The organism is Pseudomonas putida (assembly GCF_002906855.1).
Lineage (GTDB): Bacteria > Pseudomonadota > Gammaproteobacteria > Pseudomonadales > Pseudomonadaceae > Aquipseudomonas > Aquipseudomonas putida_N.
Map to the genome: position 1 here is coordinate 1,656,968 of NZ_MINI01000038.1, position 22,400 is coordinate 1,679,367.

The window sequence follows — 22,400 nt, forward strand, 5'->3', positions numbered from 1 at the left end:
ATGTAGATAGCAAATGGCCTACGCTGTGCTTGTCTGGGTTGATTCGAAGTCTTATCTGCTCTGCGACAGGGACTAAATGAAGGGAAATCGCACTCAAGAAGCGCCAAGGTTGGTAGGTATCATCTGGCCCTTCATCGCCGTTGTCGTATTCCAGGTATTGCTGGGCAGCCTCAGCCTTTATGCATTGTCGGCAGTCCGTGCCTATGTGGCCGGTGAAAGCCTTTGGTCCAAGGCGCAAAAAGACGCCATCTATTACCTCAACCTGTATGCCGATGACCGCGACGAGCGCACCTATCAGCGCTATCGCCAGGCCATTACCGTGCCCCAGGGCGACCACGACCTGCGTGAACTGCTCGACCAGGCCAGCCCGGACCTGCAAGGCGCCCGCCAGGCCGTGCTGCAGGGTGGCAACCACCCGGACGATGTCGACCGGATCATCTGGTTCTACCGCAATTTCCGCCAGGTCAGCTACATGCAGACGGCGATCGACTACTGGAACATCGGCGATGACTACCTGGCCAAGCTCGATGTGCTGGCCAGCGAAATGCACGCGAGTGTCGCCGCAGGCCAGGTCGACGCCGCCCAGCTCAAGGATTGGAAGAGCCGCATCGTCGCTATCAACGAAGGCGTCACGCCCGCAGCCAAGGCCTTCAGTGACGCCCTGGGTGAGGGCTCGCGGATGCTCCTGCGGGTGCTGCTGGTCACCAACCTGCTGACCGCACTGTTCCTCATTACTATTGCCTGGCGCCGTTCGAGCAAGCTGCTGGCCCAGCGCCAGGCGTTCGCCAGTGCTCTGCGGGAGGAGAAGGAGCGGGCGCAGATCACCCTGGAGTCGATTGGTGACGCGGTGATCACTGCCGATGTCGAGGGCAATATCGTCTACATGAACCCGGCTGCCGAGCAGCTGACCCACTGGCAGTCCGGGCAGGCGCAGGGCCTGCCGCTGGGTGCACTGTTCAGCCTTCTCGACGAGGAGGAGCAGGGCGAAGGCTGCACCTTGGTCGAGCAGGTGCTCAGTGGCAGCCTCAAGGGCGGCGCCGAGCACTCCCGGCTGATCCAACGCCTGGATGGCAGTACGGTGTCGGTCAACCTGGTCGGCTCGCCGATCATCAATAACGACCAGCTGGCCGGTATCGTGCTGGTGCTGCACGACATGACCCAGGAGCGGCAGTACATCGCCAACCTGTCCTGGCAGGCCACCCATGATGCCCTGACCGGCCTGGCCAACCGCCGCGAATTCGAATACCGCCTGGAGCAGGCGCTCAATGGCCTGGTGCGCCAGGCCGGGCGGCATTCGTTGATGTTCCTCGACCTCGACCAGTTCAAGCTGGTCAACGATACCTGCGGCCATGCTGCCGGTGACGAGTTGCTCAGGCATATCTGTGCGGTGTTGCAGTCGGGGCTGCGTGAAGGCGATACCCTCGCGCGCCTGGGTGGCGATGAATTTGGTGTGCTGCTGGAAAACTGCCCGGCCGACCAGGCCGAGCGCATCGGCGAGAACTTGCGCCAGGCTGTGCAGAGCCTGCATTTCGTGTGGAAGGGCAGGCCGTTCGTGACCACCGTCAGTATCGGCCTGGTGCACATGGCGCAGGCGCCGGGAACGCTGGAGGCTTCGTTGCGGGCCGCCGATATGGCCTGCTACATGGCCAAGGAAAAGGGCCGTAACCGGGTGCAGGTGTACCATGCCGACGACAGCGAGCTGTCCATGCGCTTTGGTGAAATGGCCTGGATCCAGCGCCTGCATGTGGCCCTGGAGGAAAACCGCTTCTGCCTCTATTGCCAGGAAATCGCCGCGCTGAAAGCCATCGAGGGTCCAGGCCATATCGAGATCCTGCTGCGCCTGCACGACGAAAGCGGTCGCACCATCCTCCCGGACAGCTTCATTCCAGCCGCCGAGCGCTATGGCCTGATGACGGCGCTGGACCGCTGGGTGGTGCGCAGCGTTTTCGAGGTCATCCGCCAATGCCTGGACGAAGGACGGGACGGGCCGCTGGCGATGTGCGCGATCAACCTTTCCGGCACCAGCATCGGTGACGACAAGTTCCTCGAGTACCTGCAGCGGTTGTTCGTCGAATATGCCATTCCGCCGCGCATGATCTGCTTCGAGATCACCGAGACCAGTGCCATTGCCAACCTCGGCAGCGCCATCCGCTTCATCAATGAATTGAAGGGGCTGGGTTGCAAGTTCTCCCTGGACGACTTCTGTGCCGGGATGTCGTCATTTGCCTATTTGAAACATTTACCCGTCGACTTCTTGAAGATCGACGGAAGTTTTGTCAAAGATATGCTCGACGATCCGGTCAATCGTGCCATGGTCGAGGTGATCAATCACATCGGCCACGTCATGGGCAAGCGGACCATCGCCGAGTTCGTCGAAACACCGTTGATCGAGCAGGCCTTGCAGGAGATCGGCGTGGATTACGCCCAGGGCTATCTGATTGAACGGCCACAGGTGTTCACCTGTGACAGTCTGCAGCGCCAACGGATTGCTGCGCGGCCCTTGTTGCATCGGGCGCCAGGTACATTTCGCTGAAAACACGTCCGCAAAATCACAAGGATCAAGGAGCTGAAAGTGATTGATGCATTCGTACGTATCGGGCCCTTGATGGACCCGGCCAGTTACCCCCAGTGGGCCCAGCAACTCATCGAGGATTGCCGTGAGAGCAAGCGCCGGGTGGTCGAGCACGAGTTCTATCAGCGCCTGCGTGATGGCGAGCTGCGCCAGTCGACCATTCGCCAGTACCTGATCGGTGGCTGGCCGGTGGTCGAGCAGTTTTCCCTGTACATGGCCCACAACCTGACCAAGACTCGCTATGCCCGCCATCCAGGCGAGGACATGGCACGGCGCTGGCTGATGCGCAACATCCGCGTCGAGCTCAACCATGCCGACTACTGGGTGAACTGGTGCCATGCCCATGGCGTTCACCTGCACGACCTGCAGGCACAGGAAGTGCCGCCAGAGCTGAACGGGCTGAACGACTGGTGCTGGCGCGTCTGCACTACCGAGTCGCTGGCGATCGCCATGGCGGCGACCAACTATGCGATCGAGGGGGCGACCGGCGAGTGGTCGGCGGTGGTGTGCGCCGAGGACACCTATGCCATGGGCTTCCCGGAGGATGTACGCAAGCGGGCGATGAAGTGGCTGAAGATGCATGCTCAGTACGATGATGCGCACCCGTGGGAGGCGCTGGAGATCATCTGCACGCTGGCGGGCGAGAACCCGACCCAGGGGCTGCGCAACGAGCTGCGCAAGGCGGTCTGCAAGAGTTATGACTGCATGTACCTGTTCCTGGAGCGGTGCATGCAACTGGAAGGGCGTCAGCAAGGGCGCCTGCGCCCGGCCTTGGCTGCCGGGTGAAACCTGTACTGGCCTCTTCGCGGGGCAAGCCCGCTCCTACAGGTCTGAACTGCGAAGAGGCCGGTACAGGCGGCACAAGGCTTACTGGGCGTTGAGCGCCTGCCCATTCACGTCTTTGCTATCCGGCCCCATCAGGTACAGATAGACCGGCATGATCTCTTCCGGCAGCGGATTGTTCTGCGGGTTTTCGCTCGGGTATGCCTGCGCACGCATCGCCGTGCGCGTGGCGCCCGGGTTGATGCTGTTGGAGCGTACCGGCGCCACGCCTTCCAGTTCGTCGGCCAGGGTCTGCATCAGCCCTTCGGTGGCAAACTTCGACACCCCGTAGGCCCCCCAGTACGCCCGGCCCTTGCGCCCGACGCTGCTGGAGGTGAACACCACCGAGGCGTCCTCCGACAGCTTGAGCAGCGGCAGCAGGGTGCTGGTGAGCATGAAGGTGGCGTTGACGTTGATGTGCATCACGCGCATGAAGTTGTCGCCCGACAGCTGCTCCAGTGGCGTGCGCGGGCCGATGATCGAGGCGTTGTTGAGCAGGCCGTCGAGGCGCCCGAACTGTTCCTCGATCATCACTGCCAGCTCGTCGTACTGGTGGGGCAGGGCGGTTTCCAGGTTGAACGGGATCACCACGGGCTGCGGGTGGCCGGCGGCCTCGATCTGGTCGTAGACCTCGTTGAGGTTGGCTTCGGTCTTGCCCAGCAGCAGCACGGTGGCGCCCAGTGCGGCATAGGCCTTGGCGGCAGCGGCGCCGATGCCGCGGCCGGCACCGGTGACCAGGATGACGCGGCCGGCGAGCAGGCCGGGGCGGGCGGTATAGTCGAACATGTCAGGTGTCCTTGAAGAGCCTGGGGGAGATCAGCAGCTGCACAGGGCGCTGTCGATCACCTTGCGCAGTTCCAGCGGGTGGTCCACCACCACATCGGCGCCCCAGTTGTTCGGGTTGTCCTCTGGATGAATATAGCCGTAGCGTACCGCGGCCGTACGCGTGCCGGCGTCGCGGCCAGACTCGATGTCGCGCAGGTCGTCGCCGACGAACAGCACGCTGGCCGGGTCCAGGCCCAGGGTCTTGCAGGCGAGGATCAGCGGCTCAGGGTCGGGCTTGCTGTTCTTCACGTGGTCCGGGCAGATCAGCAGTGCCGAACGCTCGGCCAGGCCCAGCTGCTGCATGATCGGTTCAGCGAAGCGCACTGGCTTGTTGGTCACCACGCCCCACAGCAGGTTGCCCTTTTCGATGTCGGCCAGCAGCTCGCCCATGCCGTCGAACAGCTTGCTGTGCACGGCGCAGTCGCGCTGGTAGCGCTCGAGGAATTCCAGGCGCAGGGCCTCGAAACCTTCGGCCTCGGGGTCCATGGCGAAGGTTGCGGCAACCATGGCGCGGGCGCCGCCGGAGATCACGTCGCGGATCAGCTGGTCATCGATGGCTGGCAGGCCGCGCTCGGCGAGCATGGCCTGGCAGATGGCGATGAAGTCCGGCGCCGTGTCCAGCAGGGTGCCGTCCATGTCGAAGAGTACTGCTTGCAAACGCATGCTCATTCCTCGCGCAGGGTCTGGATCATGTAGTTGACGTCAACGTCGCTGCTCAGTTTGTAGTGCTTGGTCAGCGGGTTGTAGGTCAGGCCGATGATGTCCTTGACGGCGAGGCCGGCGACACGGCTCCAGGCGCCCAGCTCGGACGGGCGGATGAACTTCTTGAAGTCGTGGGTGCCGCGCGGCAGCATCTTCAGGACGTATTCGGCGCCGATGATGGCCAGCAGGTAGGCCTTGGGGTTGCGGTTGATGGTCGAGAAGAACACCTGGCCACCAGGCTTGACCATGCGGTAGCAGGCGCGGATCACCGAGGACGGGTCGGGCACGTGCTCGAGCATCTCCAGGCAGGTGACCACGTCGAACTGCTCGGGCATCTCTTCGGCCAGGGCCTCGGCGGTGATCTGCCGGTATTCGACCTCGACGCCCGACTCCAGCTGGTGCAGCTGGGCAACGGCCAGGGGGGCCTCGCCCATGTCGATGCCGGTGACAGTGGCGCCGCGCAAGGCCATGGCCTCGCTGAGGATGCCGCCGCCGCAGCCGACGTCCAGCACCTTCTTGCCCGCCAGGCCGACGCGCTCATCGATCCAGTTGACGCGCAGCGGGTTGATGTCGTGCAGCGGCTTGAACTCGCTTTCACGGTCCCACCAGCGGTGGGCCAAGGCTTCGAACTTGGCGATTTCGGCGTGGTCGACGTTGCTCATTGAACAATCCTCTGGAACTTGCACTTCAAATGGGGCGCAGTATACCCGAGCGTCTGCGGCCGAGGGTCGCTATAATCGCCGGCTTTTGATATCCGAACGACGGGGAGAGGCGATGCGCGAGCGACTTTTGGCGGCGGAGAAGGTGACCGGGATGCGCTGGCAAGGCGGCGTCCTGCACTTGCTCGACCAGCGCCTGCTGCCGTCGGAAGAACGCTGGCTGACCTGCGACAATGTCGCGCAGGTGGTGGCGGCGATTCGCGACATGGCCGTGCGTGGCGCCGCTGCCATAGGCATTGCTGCAGCCTATGGGCTGGTCCTGGCCCTGGAAGAGCGCCTGGCCCAGGGCGGCGACTGGGAAATGGACCTGGAGGAGGACTTCTTCAGCCTGGCTGAAGCCCGGCCCACTGCGGCCAACCTGTTCTGGGCGCTGAACCGCATGCGCGAGCGCCTGTTGCGTGTGCGTGGCGAAGAAGACGTGCTGGCCGCGCTGGAAGCCGAAGCGATTGCCATCCATGAAAGTGACCGCGAAGCCAACCTGACCATGGCCCAGCATGGCATCGAACTGATCCGTCGCCATCAGGGCAACGAGCAGACCTTGCTGACCTACGGCAACGCTGGCGCCTTGGCCAGCGGTGGTATCGGTACGGCCCTGGGGGTGATTCGCGCCGGTTATCTGGAGGGGATGGTCGAGCGTGTGTATGCCGGTGAGACCCGCCCCTGGCTGCAGGGATCGCGCCTGACGGCCTGGGAGCTGGCCAACGAGGGTATCCCGGTGACCCTGTGCGCTGACTCGGCGCTGGCCCATCTGATGAAGACCAAAGGGATCACCTGGGTGGTGGTCGGCGCCGACTGCATCGCCGCCAATGGTGATGTGGCGAGCAAGATCGGCACCTACCAGCTGGCCGTCAGTGCCATGCACCATGGCGTGCGCTTCATGGTGGTGGCGCCGAGCACCAGCATCGACCTCAACCTGGCTACCGGCGAGGATATTCCGCTGGAAGAGCGTGAGGCCGATGAGCTGCTGGACTACGCTGGCACCCGCGTGGCGCCGCAGGTCGAGGCATTCAACCCGGTGTTCGACGTGACCCCGGCCGACCTGGTCGACGTGATCGTCACCGAGCGCGGCATCGTCGAGCGGCCGGACACCGCCAAGCTGGCCCAGTTGATGTGCCGCAAACGTCTGCATTGATCAAAGCGTAGGGTGGGGGATTTTCAGCGCCGGTGAGATCGAGCGCCTTGGCGCATGGCGCGATATCGCGTCGTACCAACAAGGCGGTCGCGCGCGCCTGTCGCAGGCGTTACTGGCCTGAAACAAACGTAGGAGCGAGCGCAGCTCGCGATGCGCCGCGCGGGCGGCGCTCGACCTCATGGGCGGCGCAAAACTCGAGGCGAGCACCCCAGCGCCATATCTCCCCACCGCCCCGCCTTTGTGATAACATCCGGCAGTTTCCAAGACCGCCCACGAAGGCGGCCTTCATTGCGCAGATCCATGCAACAACTCATTGATTTGTCGTAAGTCGTCGCACCCCTATGCGCTGCGGCGGCGAGCTTCGTTCGGCCCTTGATGGAGCTGCGAAGTTTCACCAGAAAAAGGAATCAGGCTTCTCATGGGCGAACTGGCCAAAGAAATCCTCCCGGTCAATATCGAAGACGAACTGAGACAGTCTTACCTCGACTACGCGATGAGCGTGATTGTCGGGCGAGCGCTGCCCGATGCGCGTGATGGCTTGAAGCCCGTGCATCGTCGCGTTCTCTATGCGATGAGCGAACTGGGCAACGACTGGAACAAGCCGTACAAGAAATCCGCCCGTGTGGTCGGTGACGTGATCGGTAAGTACCACCCGCACGGCGACACTGCTGTCTACGACACCATCGTGCGTATGGCCCAGCCATTCTCGCTGCGCTACCTGCTGGTCGACGGCCAGGGCAACTTCGGTTCGGTCGACGGCGACAACGCCGCAGCCATGCGATACACCGAAGTGCGCATGACCAAGCTGGCCCACGAGCTGCTGGCCGACCTGCACAAAGAGACTGTCGACTGGGTGCCCAACTACGACGGCACCGAGCAGATCCCGGCGGTCATGCCGACCCGTATCCCCAACCTGCTGGTCAACGGTTCCAGCGGTATCGCCGTGGGCATGGCGACCAACATCCCGCCGCACAACCTCGGTGAAGTCATCGACGGTTGCCTGGCGCTGATCGACAATCCTGAAATCACCATCGATGAGCTGATGCAGTTCATCCCGGGTCCTGACTTCCCGACTGCCGGTATCATCAACGGCCGCCAGGGCATCATCGAGGCCTACCGTACCGGCCGTGGCCGCATCTACATGCGCGCCCGCTCCGAGATCGAAGACATCGACAAGGTCGGTGGCCGCCAGCAGATCGTCGTCACTGAGCTGCCGTACCAGCTGAACAAGGCCCGCCTGATCGAGAAGATCGCCGAGCTGGTCAAAGAGAAGAAGATCGAAGGCATCACCGAGCTGCGCGACGAGTCCGACAAGGACGGCATGCGCATCGTCATCGAGCTGCGCCGCGGCGAGGTGCCGGAGGTGGTGCTCAACAACCTCTACCAGCAGACCCAGCTGCAGAGCGTGTTCGGCATCAACGTGGTTGCCCTGGTCGACGGTCGCCCGCGCCTGCTCAACCTCAAGGACCTGCTCGAAGCGTTCGTCCGTCACCGCCGCGAAGTGGTGACCCGCCGTACCGTGTTCGAGCTGCGCAAGGCCCGCGAACGTGGCCACATCCTTGAAGGCCAGGCGGTCGCGCTGTCCAACATCGACCCGGTCATCGCCCTGATCAAAGCCTCGCCGACCCCGTCCGAAGCCAAGGAAGCCCTGGTTTCCACGCCGTGGGAATCCAGTGCCGTGCAGGTGATGGTCGAGCGCGCTGGCGCCGACTCCTGCCGCCCTGAGGACCTGCCGGAGCAGTACGGCCTGCGTGAAGGCAAGTATTACCTGTCGCCGGAGCAGGCCCAGGCCATCCTCGACCTGCGCCTGCACCGCCTGACCGGCCTGGAGCACGAGAAGCTGCTGGCCGAGTACCAGGAGATCCTGGAACAGATCGGCGAGCTGATCCGCATCCTCAGCAGCGCCCAGCGCCTGATGGAAGTGATCCGCGAAGAGCTTGAAGCAATCCGCGCCGAATACGGCGACGCGCGTCGCACCGAAATCCTCAATGCCAGCCACGATCTCAACTACGGGGACATGATCCCGGAAGAAGAACGTGTGGTGACCATCTCCCACGGTGGTTATGCCAAGACCCAGCCATTGTCCGCTTACCAGGCCCAGCGCCGCGGCGGCAAGGGCAAGTCGGCGACCGGCGTGAAGGACGAGGACTACATCGAGCACCTGTTGGTCGCCAACAGCCACGCCACGCTGTTGCTGTTCTCCAGCAAGGGCAAGGTGTACTGGAAAAAGACCTACGAAATCCCTGAAGCGTCCCGCGCAGCCCGTGGTCGCCCGTTGGTCAACCTGCTGCCGCTGGAGGAGGGTGAGCGCATCACCGCCATGCTGCAGATCGACCTCGAAGCGCTGCAGCAGAACGCCGACCTTGACGAAGAGCTGGAAGACGCGGATGACTCCGTGCTTGAAGGTGAGCTGGTAGAGGCCGAAGAAGTCGACGAAGAAGACGGCGACACCCCGGAATGGGTTGCTGAGCCGACCGGTGCGTATATCTTCATGGCGACTGCCTCCGGTACCGTCAAGAAGACCCCGCTGGTGCAGTTCGCCCGTCCGCGCTCCAATGGCCTGATCGCCCTGAAGCTGAAAGAGGGCGACACCCTGATTGCTGCTGCCATCACTGACGGCGCCAAAGAAGTCATGATGTTCTCCAACGCCGGCAAGGTCATCCGCTTCGCCGAGAGCGTGGTGCGTGAAATGGGCCGTACCGCCCGTGGCGTGCGCGGCATGAAACTGGGCAAGGGCCAGCAGATCATCTCGATGCTGATCCCGGAATCCGGCTCGCAGATTCTGACCGCGTCCGAGCGTGGCTTTGGCAAGCGCACCCCGCTGTCCAAGTTCCCGCGTCGCGGCCGCGGTGGCCAGGGCGTGATCGCCATGGGTACCAAGGGGCGCAATGGCTTGCTGATCGGTGCTATCCAGGTGCAGGAAGGCGAAGAGATCATGCTGATCTCCGACCAGGGCACGTTGGTGCGTACACGGGTTGGTGAAGTGTCCAGCCTGAGCCGTAACACCCAGGGCGTTACCCTGATCAAGCTGGCCGCTGACGAAACGCTGGTGGGCCTGGAGCGTATCCAGGAACCATCCGAGGACGAACTCGATAATGTGATCGAGACGGACGAGGAGGGCGTCGAGGCCGATGCGCCGGATGACGAAGCTGCAGGCGCCGAAGAGGCTCCGCAGGAATAAGCAAGCGTGAAACCCGAGCGGGGCGACCAAGGTCGCCCCGTTTGACTGTTTAGGAGCGAGCGTAGCTCGCGATGCAGGCGCCACGGTTCCTGCAGGGTATGTAGTAACCGAATCAAGTTTTTGTTCTATTTGGCAGAGCGAGAGTGGATGTGAGCAAACGAGCCTTTAACTTCTGCGCAGGCCCTGCCGCGCTTCCTGACGCTGTGTTGCAGCGCGCCCAGGCCGAGATGCTGGACTGGAACGGCAAGGGCTTGTCGGTGATGGAGATGAGCCATCGCAGCGACGATTACGTGGCCATCGCCGAAAAGGCCGAGCAGGACCTGCGTGACCTGCTGTCCGTCCCCTCCAACTACAAGGTCCTGTTCCTGCAGGGTGGTGCCAGCCAGCAGTTCGCTGAAATCCCGCTGAACCTGCTGCCGGAAAACGGCACTGCCGACTACGTCGAAACTGGCATCTGGTCGAAAAAGGCCATCGAGGAAGCGCGCCGCTTCGGCACCGTCAACGTTGCCGCCAGCGCCAAGCCCTACGACTACCTGGCCATCCCAGGCCAGAACGAGTGGAAGCTGACCAAGAACGCCGCCTACGTCCACTATGCGTCCAATGAGACCATCGGTGGCCTGCAGTTCGACTGGGTTCCAGAAACCGGCGACGTCCCGCTGGTGGTCGACATGTCTTCCGACATCCTCTCGCGCCCGATCGACGTCTCGCAGTACGGCATGATCTATGCCGGCGCGCAGAAGAACATCGGCCCGAGCGGCCTGGTGGTGGTGATCGTCCGTGAAGACCTGATCGGCCGCGCCCGCAGCAGCTGCCCGACCATGCTCGACTACAAGATCGCGGCCGACAACGGCTCGATGTACAACACCCCGGCCACCTATTCCTGGTACCTCTCGGGCCTGGTGTTCGAGTGGCTCAAGGAGCAGGGGGGTGTCGAGGCCATGGAGCAGCGCAACCGCGCCAAGAAGGACCGCCTGTACGGCTTCATCGACGCCAGCGAGTTCTACACCAACCCGATCGCCCACAACGCCCGTTCGTGGATGAACGTGCCGTTCCGCCTGGCTGACGAGCGCCTGGACAAGGCCTTCCTGGCCGGCGCCGACGCCCGTGGCCTGCTCAACCTCAAGGGCCACCGTTCGGTTGGTGGCATGCGCGCCTCGATCTACAACGCCCTGGGCCTGGAAGCGGTAGAAGGCCTGGTCGCCTACATGGCCGAATTCGAGAAGGAGCACGGCTGATGTCCGAACAGGAACTCAAAGCCCTGCGCGTACGCATCGACAGCCTCGACGAGAAGATCCTCGAGCTGATCAGCGATCGCGCCCGCTGCGCCGAAGAAGTGGCGCGGGTCAAGACGGCTTCGCTGCCAGAAGGCGAAAAGCCGGTGTTCTACCGTCCAGAGCGTGAAGCTGCGGTGCTCAAGCGCGTGATGGAACGCAACAAGGGGCCGCTGGGCAACGAAGAGATGGCGCGCTTGTTCCGCGAAATCATGTCGTCCTGCCTGGCCCTGGAAGAACCGCTCAAGGTCGCCTACCTCGGCCCTGAGGGTACCTTCACCCAGGCGGCGGCCATGAAGCACTTCGGCCACGCCGTGGTCAGCCGCCCGATGGCGGCCATCGACGAAGTGTTCCGCGAAGTGGCGGCCGGTGCCGTCAACTTCGGCGTGGTGCCGGTGGAAAACTCCACCGAGGGCGCGGTCAGCCACACCCTGGACAGCTTCCTCGAGCACGACATGGTGATCTGCGGCGAAGTCGAGCTGCGCATCCACCATCACCTGCTGGTGGGCGAGAACACCAAGACCAACAGCATCACCCGCATCTACTCCCACGCCCAATCGCTGGCCCAGTGCCGCAAGTGGCTGGACGCGCACTACCCGAACGTCGAGCGCGTTGCTGTTTCGAGCAATGCCGAGGCGGCCAAGCGGGTCAAGGGCGAGTGGAACTCGGCGGCGATCGCCGGCGACATGGCGGCCAACCTGTATGGCCTGACTCGCCTGGCTGAAAAGATCGAAGACCGCCCGGACAACTCCACGCGCTTCCTGATGATCGGCCAGCAGGAAGTGCCGCCGACCGGCGACGACAAGACCTCGATCATCGTCTCGATGAGCAACAAGCCCGGTGCGCTGCACGAGCTGCTGGTACCGTTCCACGAGAACGGCATCGACCTGACCCGTATCGAAACCCGTCCGTCGCGCAGCGGCAAGTGGACCTACGTGTTCTTCATCGACTTCGTCGGCCACCACCGCGACCCGCTGATCAAGGCGGTGCTGGAGAAGATCAGCCAGGAAGCTGTAGCGCTCAAGGTGCTGGGTTCCTATCCAAAGGCAGTGCTTTGATTCAAGGCCCCGGGGGCTGCTGAGCAGCCCTTCGCGGGGCAAGCCCGCTCCTACAGGAGGGCGCTGTACCTGTAGGAGCGGGCTTGCCCCGCGAAGGGGCGTGAAGCGGCCCCAATGGGCCTCACAGACTGCCTAGATTTCTGAACAGGGTTCGCACCAGTGGTAAATGCAGCAAAAACCAAACCCGCGCCAATCATCAATCGCCTGGTCGTGGTCGGCCTCGGCCTGATCGGTGGCTCCTTCGCCAAGGGCCTGCGTGAAAGCGGCCTGTGCCGCGAAGTGGTCGGTGTCGATCTGGATGCCCCGTCGCGCAAGCTGGCTGTCGAGCTGGGCGTGGTCGACCGTTGCGAAGAAGACCTCGCTGCCGCCTGCATCGGCGCCGACGTCATCCAGCTTGCCGTGCCGATTCTGGCCATGGAAAAGGTCCTGGCCCGTCTGTCCCAGCTTGACCTCGGCAATGCCGTGATCACTGACGTCGGCAGTGCCAAGGGCAACGTCGTGCGTCAGGCGCGTGCCGTCTTCGGTGAGCGCCTGCCACGCTTCGTGCCCGGCCACCCGATCGCCGGTTCCGAGCAGAGCGGGGTGGAGGCCTCCAACGCTACTCTGTTCCGTCGGCACAAGGTCATCCTGACACCGCTGGAAGAGACCGATCCGGCCGCCCTGGCCCTGGTTGATCGCCTGTGGCGCACGCTGGATGCCGATGTCGAGCACATGCCGGTGGAGCGCCACGACGAAGTACTGGCAGCCACCAGCCACCTGCCGCACCTGCTGGCCTTCGGCCTGGTCGATTCGCTTGCCAAGCGCAATGAAAACCTCGATATCTTCCGGTACGCTGCGGGAGGTTTCCGCGATTTCACGCGAATCGCCGGTAGCGACCCGACCATGTGGCACGACATCTTCCTCGCCAACCGCGAGGCTGTCCTGCGCACTCTGGACACATTTCGCAGCGACCTCGACGCCTTGCGCGACGCGGTTGATGCTGGGGACGGGCACCAGCTGCTGGGTGTATTCACCCGTGCACGCGTTGCCCGCGAGCATTTCAGTAAAATCCTGGCCCGCCGGGCCTATGTGGACGCTATGAACGCCAACGATCTGATTTTCCTGGCCCAACCGGGTGGCCGCCTGACCGGGCGAATCCGCGTACCGGGCGACAAGTCGATTTCCCACCGCTCGATCATGCTCGGCTCGCTGGCCGAGGGCACGACCGAAGTCGAAGGTTTCCTCGAAGGCGAGGACGCCCTGGCGACCCTGCAGGCATTCCGTGACATGGGTGTGGTCATCGAAGGCCCGAACCATGGCCGCGTGACCATTCATGGCGTCGGCCTGCACGGCCTCAAGCCGCCACCCGGCCCACTGTACGTCGGCAACTCCGGCACTTCGATGCGCCTGCTCTCCGGCCTGCTGGCCGGCCAGCCGTTCGATGTCACCATGACTGGCGACGCCTCGCTGTCAAAGCGCCCGATGAACCGCGTGGCCAACCCGCTGCGCGAAATGGGCGCCGTGGTCGAGACTGGCCCGGACGGCCGTCCGCCGCTGACCATTCGTGGTGGCAGCAAGCTGAAAGGGCTGACCTACACGCTGCCAATGGCTAGTGCCCAGGTCAAATCCTGCCTGCTGCTGGCGGGCCTGTACGCCGAAGGCAAGACCACCGTCACTGAGCCGGCACCGACCCGTGACCACACCGAGCGCATGCTGCGCGGCTTCGGCTACTCGGTCGAAAGTAACGGCCCGGTCGCCTCGCTGCAGTCCGGCGGCAAGCTCACCGCCACCCGAATCGAAGTACCGGCAGACATCTCGTCTGCAGCATTCTTCCTGGTGGCTGCATCGATCGCAGAAGGCTCCGAGCTGGTGCTCGAGCACGTCGGCATCAATCCGACCCGTACCGGCGTGATCGACATCCTGCGCCTGATGGGTGGTGACATCACCCTGGAGAATCAGCGTGAAGTCGGCGGCGAGCCGGTGGCTGACTTGCGCGTACGTGGCGCCAAGCTCAAGGGGATCGACATCCCTGAAGAGCTGGTGCCGCTGGCCATCGACGAATTCCCGGTGCTGTTCGTGGCCGCTGCCTGCGCCGAAGGGCGTACCGTGCTGCGTGGCGCCGAAGAGCTGCGGGTGAAGGAATCCGACCGCATCCAGGTCATGGCCGACGGCCTGATCACCCTGGGTATCAAGTGCGAGCCGACCCCGGACGGCATCATCATCGACGGCGGCCAGCTCGGCGGTGGCGAAGTGCACGGCCACGGTGATCACCGTATCGCCATGGCCTTCAGCGTCGCCTCGCTGCGTGCCAGCGCGCCGATCCGCATCCATGATTGCGCCAACGTCGCCACGTCGTTCCCGAACTTCCTCAAGCTGTGCGCCGATGTGGGTATCCGCGTCGCCGAAGAGGGCAAAGCGTGAATAGCCTGGCACCGGTCATCACCATCGACGGCCCGAGCGGCTCGGGCAAGGGTACCGTTGCCGGCATCCTCGCTCGCGAGCTGGGCTGGAAGCTGCTGGATTCCGGCGCGCTGTACCGCTTGCTGGCGTTCAATGCCAGCAACCACGGCGTCGACCTGACCAACGAAGAGCTGCTCAAGGCGTTGGCCGCCCATCTGGATGTGCAGTTCATCGCCGCCCAGCCCGGTAAGCTTCAACAGACCATCCTCGAGGGTGAGGACGTAAGCCAGGTCATCCGTACCGAAACCGTCGGTGCCGGTGCTTCGATGGTCGCCTCGCTGCCTGCGGTGCGTGAGGCATTGCTGGAGCGCCAGCGCGCGTTCCGGGAAATGCCAGGCCTGATCGCAGACGGTCGTGACATGGGCACCGTGGTGTTCCCGGACGCGCCATTGAAGGTCTTCCTCACTGCCAGTGCAGAGGAGCGTGCCCGTCGCCGCTACCTCCAGTTGAAGGGCAAGGGTGAAGATGTTAGTCTGTCGAGTCTGCTAGATGAGATTCGTGCGCGTGATGAACGTGACACCCAGCGTGCAGTGGCCCCGCTGAAGCCAGCGGCCGATGCCATTCAGCTGGACTCTACCGAGTTGTCCATCGAGCAGGTGCTGCAACGTATCAGAAGCGAGCTCGCCCAGCGCGACTTGGTCTGATAGCCAGGAGAGCAGGCAGGGGCACCAGTCAACGTCCTGCCGGCTTTCCTTTACTTAAAACAAACCCACATTGTCTGGAATGTGGCGATGGGCGTCTGTTTCGCCCGAATCTACAGGAATTAAAATGAGCGAAAGCTTTGCAGAACTCTTTGAAGAAAGCCTGAAAACCCTCAATCTTCAGCCGGGTGCCATCATCTCCGGTATCGTTGTCGACATCGACGGCGACTGGGTTACCGTACACGCTGGCCTGAAGTCCGAGGGCGTCATCCCGCTCGAGCAGTTCTACAACGAAGCTGGCGAGCTGACCATCAAGGTCGGTGACGAAGTTCACGTTGCGCTGGACGCGGTCGAAGACGGCTTTGGCGAAACCAAACTGTCCCGTGAAAAAGCCAAGCGCGCCGAGTGCTGGATTGTTCTGGAAGCAGCTTTCGCCGCCGAAGAAGTGGTCAAGGGCGTTATCAACGGTAAGGTTAAGGGCGGCTTCACTGTCGACGTTAACGGCATCCGTGCGTTCCTGCCGGGCTCCCTGGTTGATGTCCGCCCAGTGCGCGACACCACCCACCTGGAAGGCAAAGAGCTGGAATTCAAGGTCATCAAGCTGGACCAGAAGCGCAACAACGTTGTCGTTTCCCGTCGCAGTGTGCTGGAAGCCGAGAACTCCGCCGAGCGCGAAGCCCTGCTGGAAACCCTGCAGGAAGGCCAGCAAGTCAAAGGTATCGTCAAGAACCTCACCGACTACGGCGCATTCGTGGACCTGGGCGGTATCGACGGCCTGCTGCACATCACCGACATGGCTTGGAAGCGCATCAAGCACCCATCGGAAATCGTTAACGTTGGCGACGAAGTCGACGTACGCGTTCTGAAGTTCGACCGTGAGCGCAACCGCGTTTCCCTGGGTCTGAAGCAGATGGGCGAAGATCCGTGGGTAGCTATCACTGCACGTTACCCAGAAGGTACTCGTGTACAGGCTCGCGTTACCAACCTGACCGACTACGGCTGCTTCGCTGAGCTGGAAGAAGGCGTTGAAGGTCTGGTACACGTTTCCGAAATGGACTGGACCAACAAGAACATCCACCCGTCGAAAGTCGTTCAGGTTGGCGACGAAGTGGAAGTCATGGTTCTGGACATCGACGAAGAGCGTCGTCGTATCTCCCTGGGCATCAAGCAGTGCAAGTCCAACCCATGGGAAGACTTCTCCGGCCAGTTCAACAAGGGTGACAAGATCACCGGTACCATCAAGTCGATCACCGACTTCGGTATCTTCATCGGTCTGGACGGCGGCATCGACGGCCTGGTTCACCTGTCCGACATCTCCTGGAACGAAACCGGCGAAGAAGCCGTACGTCGTTTCAAGAAGGGCGACGAGCTGGAAACCGTCATCCTGTCGGTTGATCCAGAGCGCGAGCGCATCTCCCTGGGTATCAAGCAGCTGGAAGACGATCCGTTCTCCAACTTCGTTGCTGTCAACGACAAGGGCGCTATCGTCAAGGGCATCGTGAAAGAAGTTGACGCCAAAGGCGCCATCATCACCCTGGCCGACGACATCGAAGCCACTCTGAAAGCTTCCGAAATCAGCCGTGACCGCGTTGAAGACGCGCGTAACGTCCTGAAGGAAGGCGAAGAGATTGAAGCCAAGATCATCAGCGTTGACCGCAAATCGCGCGTCATCAGCCTGTCGATCAAGTCGAAAGACGACGCTGAAGAGCGTGAAGCCATCCAGAGCCTGAAAAACGCTCCGGAAGCGGCTGCCGACACCACCATGGCCGCGCTGCTGCGCGAAGCTATGGCCAAGCAGAACTGAGTTCTGTTTGATCGGTAAAAAGGGGTGGCCTTCGGGCCACCCTTTTTTTTGCGTGTTGGAAATGTGTTTGGGTTGCGGGGTGTTCGCCGTGAGGGGTTTTGCGCTTTTGAGATCGAGCGCCGCCCGCGCGGCGCATCGCGAGCTGTGCTCGCTCCTACGTTTGTTTTTGGCCAGTAACGCCTGTGACAGGCGCACGCGACCGCCTTGTTGGTACGACATGATATTGAGGCATGCGCCAAGGCGTTCGCGCGCAAATCCCACAGCACTGATTGGCCCGAAACAAACGTAGGAGCGAGCGCAGCTCGCGATGCGCCGCGCGGGCGGCGCTCGATCCATCAGGCGCCGCCACTCTATCGCCATACCTTCAAAGCCACACCGCATCCCAATGAGGATAATCTCCAGCCTTTGCCACCAATCCTGCCCTGATCGGATTGGCAACGATATATCTGGCAACCTTGAGAATATCTTCATCCCGACGCAATGCCAGGTCGTAATAACCCGCCTGCCAGATCGGCGATGCCCTCACTCCAGCCTTTCGCAATGCATTGCTGGATTGGCACTTGAACCGTTGCATTAGCGTGCCAAGCGTCGTGTTTTTCAATTCAATCAGCCAGTGCACATGGTCAGGCATAACAACCCAAGCCAGCGAGTTGCAGTAGTGTTGCTGTTCTGCGTGGCGAAGATTCTGAATGACTAGTCGTGCATGGCGGAGGTCGAGAAACAAAGAGCGACGATGATGGGTAACAGTCGTCAACATATAGAGCCTGCCTGGCACCGAGCATCGGGCATGGCGAAGTCTGCAGCCGTGGGGTTTGGTCATTGCATTCATCCTTGAGCGCTTCCCGGCACAGCGTAGTCATGGTGCTTGGGTTCAGCGGAAATCAGGTTTTCAGGATGTGAATGGCGGGAGAGGTGTGGCGCCCAAGAGATCGAGCGCCGCCCGCGCGGCGCATCGCGAGCTTTGCTCGCCCCTACGTTTGTTTCGGGCCAGTTATTTCTGTGGCATTTACGCGCGAACGCCTTGGCGCATGGCTCGATATCGCGTCGTACCAACAAGGCGGTCGCGCGCGCCTGTCTCAGGCGTTATTGGCCAGAAACAAACGTAGGAGCGAGCAAAGCTCGCGATGCGCCGCGCGGGCGGCGCTCGATCTCAAAATCACCACGCCCCTCAAGGCATGCACTTCCCAGCCCCACCGCGACATATTTCCTTTCTTTTCAATCTTGAATTTTTTTATTAAGTCAAGAACCACCCTGTTCAAATCCCTCCGAGCGTGCTACAAACTGATTAAGCAATGATCTAGCTGCTTGATAACGAAGGGAAAAATATGACGAAGTCGGAGCTGATCGAACGTATTGTCACCCATCAGGGGCTACTCTCGTCCAAGGACGTGGAGTTGGCCATCAAGACCATGCTTGAACAGATGTCCCAATGCCTGGCCACTGGCGATCGCATCGAGATCCGTGGTTTTGGCAGTTTTTCCTTGCACTATCGCGCACCGCGGGTGGGTCGCAACCCCAAGACGGGTCAGTCGGTGGAGCTCGAAGGCAAGTTCGTGCCGCATTTCAAACCGGGTAAAGAGCTGCGTGACCGGGTCAATGAAGAAGAGCACGAGCACCCTTGAGTTATAGAGAGGAGCAATCTGATGCGTAACCTCAAGCGCGCCCTGGCGGCGCTGTTCGTGCTGCTGTTGGCAGCTGTGGTGCTGTTCTTCGTGCTGGAGAACCAGCAACCGGTGGCGCTGATGATGTTTGGCTGGGTGGCCCCGGCGATGCCGGTAGCAGTACCTGTACTGGCTGCTCTGGTCGTCGGCTTGGCGGTAGGCCCGCTGCTCGGCGCCTACGGTGTACAGCGCAGCAAGCGCAAGATTCGCGCATCCGCGCGTCAGGCTGTCCTCAGCGACAATTAATGAAAATTCCTACGGTTTCTTAGGAAAATTTCACCTGTGCACCTCTCGGTCGAAATGGAGTAATAGCAGCTTCATTTTCGGCCCAGGCAAGCGTGCACCCGTATGACATTCCCCAGCCTTTCCCATCATGGCGGCACCCGTGGCGTAACCGGTTCGTGCCACCAACTGCACCTTGAAGCGACCGCCAGCCTACTGGTCGATTGCGGCCTTGAGCAGGGGGTTGATGCCGCACCAGGTGCTGAGCTTGCGCCCATCGGCTTCGATATCGCTGGTATCAAGGCACTGGTTGTCACCCATGTCCATCTCGATCATGTCGGTCGCATTCCTGCCTTGCTGGCCGCAGGGTTTCGCGGCCCTATCCTGTGTAGCGAACCCTCCGCCAGGCTATTGCCGCTGGTGCTGGAAGATGCCTACAAGCTGGGCATCAGCGCTGACCCCGTACAGGTCGACCGCTACCTGGCGCTGTTGCAGCGGTTGATCGTGGCGCTTCCTTTCGGTGAATGGCACCCTGTCATCGAGGGCCGGGAAGTCAGCTGCTCCGTGCGTCTGCAGCGTGCAGGCCATCTGCTCGGCTCGGCCTATGTCGAGTGCGATATATGTTACCCGGGGCGCGAGCCCAGTAGTCGGGTGGTGTTCTCTGGAGACCTGGGTGCCCCATGCAACCCGCTTCTGCAGGCGGTGAAGTCGCCTGAGCGCGCTGATACTCTGGTGCTCGAGAGCACTTACGGTGATCGGCTGCACAGCGGTCGCTCCGACCGACAGATGCAACTGGAGGCGGCGATTGACAGGGCCTTGGCCGACAGCGGCACCGTCCTCATTCCTGCGTTCAGCCTGGGGCGCACTCAGGAGCTGCTGTATGAGATCGAGGATATTCTGCACCGTAAGCAGTTGTCACCGGAGCAGGGTGGGGTAGCCGAGGCTGACCCACTGGCGTTGGACTGGACCCGATTGCCAATTATCCTCGACTCGCCTCTGGCGCAGCGGATTACCCAGGTATATGGCGAACTCCATGCCTACTGGAATGCCGAGGCCCGCCAACGGTTGGGCGAGGGTAGGGCGCCTCTAGGGTTCGGCCAACTGGTGTGTATCGATACCCATGCCAGGCACCAGCAGGTGGTCAATTACCTCAAGAGCACCGGGCGCCCGGCGATTGTCATTGCTGGCAATGGCATGTGCTCCGGTGGGCGCATCGTCAATTACCTCAAGGCCATGCTCGGCGATTCGCGGCATGAAGTGATGTTCGTCGGCTATCAGGCCAAGGGCACGCCCGGTGCAGTGATCCAGGCCAGCGAAGGTGCAGAAGGCTTCGTGCAGATCGACCTGGATGGGCAGATGTATGAGATCCATGCAAAAGTGGTTACGTTGGCTGGCTATTCAGGGCATGCGGATCAAGATGGATTGGTAAAGTTTGTCGAAGGTATACCGTATGCACCAAGGGAGGTTGTTTTGGTACATGGCGAGCAGCGTGCTAAAGAGGCTCTGAAGCGGCAGTTGGAACAGCGTCTTGCGCAACTGAGCCGACCGATGGGCATTTTTATTGCGCAATAAGTCCGGCTTTCACTGAACGTTGACGAGTGATGCTGTCTGATGCGCGCACAGTTTGTCTCATGGCGTTAACAGGTGGTGCGGTTTGCCGGTCAATACCCGTTGAAGGCCGCATTTCTTGCGCTGGGGGAGGCAAGCTACGGGTAAAAATCTCTGGTATTCTACAGGCCGAAGCTTGCGTCTTGAGCCTATGGATGGCCAGGGAATAAATACGCTGGGCGCGTACATTTAAGCGCTGTCGCGATCGTCGCGGCGGCGGTCAGATAAGACACATGCAGGTTCCCTGAGGTTGATTACTTCAAGTGGCCGTTAAGGACTCGATTATGGAATTGATCCCGGTAATTCTATCCGGTGGCGTTGGCAGCCGTTTGTGGCCAGTATCCCGTGAGGCTCACCCAAAGCCCTTCATGACCCTGCCGGACGGGCAGAATCTGATCCAGAAGACATTCCAGCGCGCCGCTCGCCTGGACGGTGTGGTCGAAGTGCTGACCGTCACCAACCGTGAGCTTCTGTTCAAGACCGAAGACGAATACCGTTCCATCAATACCCAAGGCCATGCCCAGGGTTACATTCTCGAGCCGTTTGGCCGCAACACTGCAGCCGCAGTGGCCGCCGCCGCGCTGCAGCTGCACCAGACCCACGGCCCGCAGGCCTACATGCTGGTACTGGCTGCGGACCACCTGATCCAGAACGAATCCGCGTTTGCCGAAGCTGTAGGCAAAGCCGTGCACCTTGCCGAAAAAGGCTGGCTGGTAACCTTCGGCATCAAGCCGCAATACCCGGAAACCGGCTTCGGCTACATCGAGGCCGCCGCTGGTGGTGTGCTCGAGGGTGGTCTGAAGGTTGAGCGTTTCGTTGAAAAGCCCGACCAGAAGACCGCCGAGTCCTATGTGGCTGCCGGCAACTACTTCTGGAACGCCGGCATGTTCTGCTTCCAGGTCGGCGCGGTTATCGAGGAATTCAAGGCGCATGCGCCAGACGTGCTCGAAGCTGTCGTGCAAACCCTCGAAACTTCTCGCCGCTCCAGCTCCAAGGGCTACAGCTGCCTGGCTCTGGACGCCGATAGTTTCGCCAACGTGCCGGACATCTCCATCGATTACGCGCTGATGGAGCGCTCGCGCAAGGTTGCGACCATTCCGTGCGACATCGGCTGGAGCGACATCGGCTCTTGGAATGCGGTGAGTGAGCTGACCCCTCCGGACGAACACGGCAACCGCTTCGAAGGCGAAGTGATGGCCTACGACGCCAGCAACAACTATGTCAGCACTGAGGACCGCCTGGCGGCCCTGGTCGGCGTGCAGGACCTGCTGGTGGTCGATACCCCGGACGCACTGCTGATCGCCCACAAAGACCACGCGCAAGACGTCAAACACATCGTCAAGCGCCTGAAGAGCGACGGCCACGCCGCCCACATGCTGCACCAGACCGTGCACCGCCCGTGGGGCACCTACACCACCCTGGAAGACGGCGAGCGCTTCAAGATCAAGCGCATCGTGGTCAAGCCCAAGGCCTCGCTATCGCTGCAGATGCACCATCACCGCAGCGAGCACTGGATCGTGGTCAGCGGCATGGCCGTAGTGGTCAACGATGACCAGGAGCTGATGCTCAACACCAACGAATCCACCTTCATTCGTGCTGGCCACAAACACCGTTTGCAAAATCCAGGTGTCATAGACCTGGTCCTGATCGAAGTTCAGAGCGGCGACTACCTCGGCGAAGACGACATCGTCCGCTTCGAGGACAAGTACGGTCGTTGCGACGCCTGATCCAGGCCTTTTCAGT

The 22,400-nt window shown here is 61.8% G+C and carries 17 protein-coding genes; 13 read left to right on the forward strand and 4 right to left on the reverse strand.

The genetic code is table 11. The annotated features are described in order from the left end of the window. The first annotated feature begins 76 nt into the window (after positions 1-76). Both BGP85_RS20320 and BGP85_RS20325 read left to right on the forward strand, forming a co-directional pair. Entirely contained in the window at positions 77-2,533 is a 2,457-nt protein-coding gene (locus BGP85_RS20320; RefSeq protein WP_103449587.1) for an EAL domain-containing protein, read from the forward strand. A 39-nt stretch (positions 2,534-2,572) separates the two neighbouring features. Then, the gene (locus tag BGP85_RS20325; protein ID WP_103449588.1) at positions 2,573-3,358 is read left to right on the forward strand and encodes a TenA family transcriptional regulator; all 786 of its coding nucleotides are present in this window, start codon (positions 2,573-2,575) and stop codon (positions 3,356-3,358) included. An 81-nt stretch (positions 3,359-3,439) separates the two neighbouring features. Here BGP85_RS20325 and BGP85_RS20330 read toward each other — a convergent pair whose 3' ends face one another. Genes BGP85_RS20330 through ubiG form a run of 3 tightly spaced genes read right to left on the reverse strand, consistent with a single transcriptional unit; the run spans position 3,440 to position 5,583 of the window. Beyond that, positions 3,440-4,180 (reverse strand): YciK family oxidoreductase, encoded by a 741-nt coding sequence (locus BGP85_RS20330; protein ID WP_103449589.1) that lies wholly within the window; start codon positions 4,178-4,180, stop codon positions 3,440-3,442. Between the two features lie 30 nt (positions 4,181-4,210). After that, positions 4,211-4,882 carry an N-acetylmuramic acid 6-phosphate phosphatase MupP gene (mupP, locus tag BGP85_RS20335; protein ID WP_103449590.1) on the reverse strand — a complete coding sequence of 224 codons (672 nt, stop codon included), beginning with the start codon at positions 4,880-4,882 and terminating at the stop codon, positions 4,211-4,213. 2 nt (positions 4,883-4,884) lie between these two features. Further along, a complete protein-coding gene (ubiG, locus tag BGP85_RS20340) occupies positions 4,885-5,583 on the reverse strand; it encodes a bifunctional 2-polyprenyl-6-hydroxyphenol methylase/3-demethylubiquinol 3-O-methyltransferase UbiG (RefSeq protein ID WP_103449591.1) in 699 nt (232 codons plus the stop codon). Positions 5,584-5,695: 112 nt separating this feature from the next. Here ubiG and mtnA point away from each other — a divergent pair, with 112 nt between their 5' ends. From mtnA to rpsA, 7 genes are all read left to right on the forward strand, one after another. Further along, the gene (gene mtnA, locus BGP85_RS20345) at positions 5,696-6,772 is read left to right on the forward strand and encodes an S-methyl-5-thioribose-1-phosphate isomerase (RefSeq protein ID WP_103449592.1); all 1,077 of its coding nucleotides are present in this window, start codon (positions 5,696-5,698) and stop codon (positions 6,770-6,772) included. Between the two features lie 418 nt (positions 6,773-7,190). After that, positions 7,191-9,953: a DNA gyrase subunit A gene (gene gyrA / locus BGP85_RS20350; RefSeq protein ID WP_103449593.1), complete on the forward strand. Its 2,763-nt coding sequence runs from the start codon at positions 7,191-7,193 to the stop codon at positions 9,951-9,953. 149 nt (positions 9,954-10,102) lie between these two features. Further along, positions 10,103-11,188 (forward strand): 3-phosphoserine/phosphohydroxythreonine transaminase, encoded by a 1,086-nt coding sequence (gene serC, locus BGP85_RS20355; protein WP_103449594.1) that lies wholly within the window; start codon positions 10,103-10,105, stop codon positions 11,186-11,188. Continuing rightward, complete coding sequence (pheA, locus tag BGP85_RS20360; RefSeq protein ID WP_060508965.1) at positions 11,188-12,282, forward strand: prephenate dehydratase; 1,095 nt, start codon at positions 11,188-11,190, stop codon at positions 12,280-12,282. The genes serC and pheA overlap by 1 nt, the downstream gene beginning before the upstream one ends. 192 nt (positions 12,283-12,474) lie before the next feature. Next, a complete protein-coding gene (locus tag BGP85_RS20365) occupies positions 12,475-14,682 on the forward strand; it encodes a bifunctional prephenate dehydrogenase/3-phosphoshikimate 1-carboxyvinyltransferase (RefSeq protein ID WP_258035908.1) in 2,208 nt (735 codons plus the stop codon). After that, the gene (gene cmk, locus BGP85_RS20370) at positions 14,679-15,365 is read left to right on the forward strand and encodes a (d)CMP kinase (RefSeq protein WP_103449596.1); all 687 of its coding nucleotides are present in this window, start codon (positions 14,679-14,681) and stop codon (positions 15,363-15,365) included. Before BGP85_RS20365 ends, cmk begins: the two co-directional genes overlap by 4 nt. Positions 15,366-15,489: 124 nt before the next feature. Then, on the forward strand, positions 15,490-17,166 hold the full coding sequence (rpsA, locus tag BGP85_RS20375) for a 30S ribosomal protein S1 (protein ID WP_027918186.1): 1,677 nt from the start codon (positions 15,490-15,492) through the stop codon (positions 17,164-17,166). Positions 17,167-17,530: 364 nt separating this feature from the next. Here rpsA and BGP85_RS20380 read toward each other — a convergent pair whose 3' ends face one another. Further along, positions 17,531-17,986, reverse strand: a complete 456-nt coding sequence (locus BGP85_RS20380) for an REP-associated tyrosine transposase (protein ID WP_103449597.1) — start codon at positions 17,984-17,986, stop codon at positions 17,531-17,533. A gap of 505 nt (positions 17,987-18,491) precedes the next feature. Here BGP85_RS20380 and ihfB point away from each other — a divergent pair. The 4 genes from ihfB (at position 18,492) to BGP85_RS20400 (ending at position 22,384) form a co-directional block, all read left to right on the forward strand. After that, positions 18,492-18,788 carry an integration host factor subunit beta gene (gene ihfB, locus BGP85_RS20385; RefSeq protein WP_012313292.1) on the forward strand — a complete coding sequence of 99 codons (297 nt, stop codon included), beginning with the start codon at positions 18,492-18,494 and terminating at the stop codon, positions 18,786-18,788. Positions 18,789-18,809: 21 nt separating this feature from the next. Next, the gene (locus BGP85_RS20390; protein ID WP_103449598.1) at positions 18,810-19,073 is read left to right on the forward strand and encodes a lipopolysaccharide assembly protein LapA domain-containing protein; all 264 of its coding nucleotides are present in this window, start codon (positions 18,810-18,812) and stop codon (positions 19,071-19,073) included. Positions 19,074-19,175: 102 nt separating this feature from the next. Then, positions 19,176-20,621: an MBL fold metallo-hydrolase RNA specificity domain-containing protein gene (locus BGP85_RS20395; protein ID WP_103449599.1), complete on the forward strand. Its 1,446-nt coding sequence runs from the start codon at positions 19,176-19,178 to the stop codon at positions 20,619-20,621. 320 nt (positions 20,622-20,941) lie between these two features. Continuing rightward, on the forward strand, positions 20,942-22,384 hold the full coding sequence (locus BGP85_RS20400; protein WP_103449600.1) for a mannose-1-phosphate guanylyltransferase/mannose-6-phosphate isomerase: 1,443 nt from the start codon (positions 20,942-20,944) through the stop codon (positions 22,382-22,384). The last annotated feature ends 16 nt before the right edge of the window (positions 22,385-22,400 follow it).

Excerpts from the sequence above, each read along its gene's own strand:
- BGP85_RS20400 (WP_103449600.1), top strand. The coding sequence starts at position 20,942 with ATGGAATTGATCCCGGTAATTCTATCCGGTGGCGTTGGCAGCCGTTTG.
- rpsA (WP_027918186.1), top strand. The coding sequence starts at position 15,490 with ATGAGCGAAAGCTTTGCAGAACTCTTTGAAGAAAGCCTGAAAACCCTC.
- BGP85_RS20395 (WP_103449599.1), top strand. The coding sequence starts at position 19,176 with ATGACATTCCCCAGCCTTTCCCATCATGGCGGCACCCGTGGCGTAACC.
- ihfB (WP_012313292.1), top strand. The coding sequence starts at position 18,492 with ATGACGAAGTCGGAGCTGATCGAACGTATTGTCACCCATCAGGGGCTA.
- BGP85_RS20320 (WP_103449587.1), top strand. The coding sequence starts at position 77 with ATGAAGGGAAATCGCACTCAAGAAGCGCCAAGGTTGGTAGGTATCATC.
- mtnA (WP_103449592.1), top strand. The coding sequence starts at position 5,696 with ATGCGCGAGCGACTTTTGGCGGCGGAGAAGGTGACCGGGATGCGCTGG.
- BGP85_RS20330 (WP_103449589.1), bottom strand. The coding sequence starts at position 4,180 with ATGTTCGACTATACCGCCCGCCCCGGCCTGCTCGCCGGCCGCGTCATC.
- mupP (WP_103449590.1), bottom strand. The coding sequence starts at position 4,882 with ATGCGTTTGCAAGCAGTACTCTTCGACATGGACGGCACCCTGCTGGAC.
- pheA (WP_060508965.1), top strand. The coding sequence starts at position 11,188 with ATGTCCGAACAGGAACTCAAAGCCCTGCGCGTACGCATCGACAGCCTC.
- BGP85_RS20390 (WP_103449598.1), top strand. The coding sequence starts at position 18,810 with ATGCGTAACCTCAAGCGCGCCCTGGCGGCGCTGTTCGTGCTGCTGTTG.
- ubiG (WP_103449591.1), bottom strand. The coding sequence starts at position 5,583 with ATGAGCAACGTCGACCACGCCGAAATCGCCAAGTTCGAAGCCTTGGCC.
- BGP85_RS20380 (WP_103449597.1), bottom strand. The coding sequence starts at position 17,986 with ATGACCAAACCCCACGGCTGCAGACTTCGCCATGCCCGATGCTCGGTG.
- gyrA (WP_103449593.1), top strand. The coding sequence starts at position 7,191 with ATGGGCGAACTGGCCAAAGAAATCCTCCCGGTCAATATCGAAGACGAA.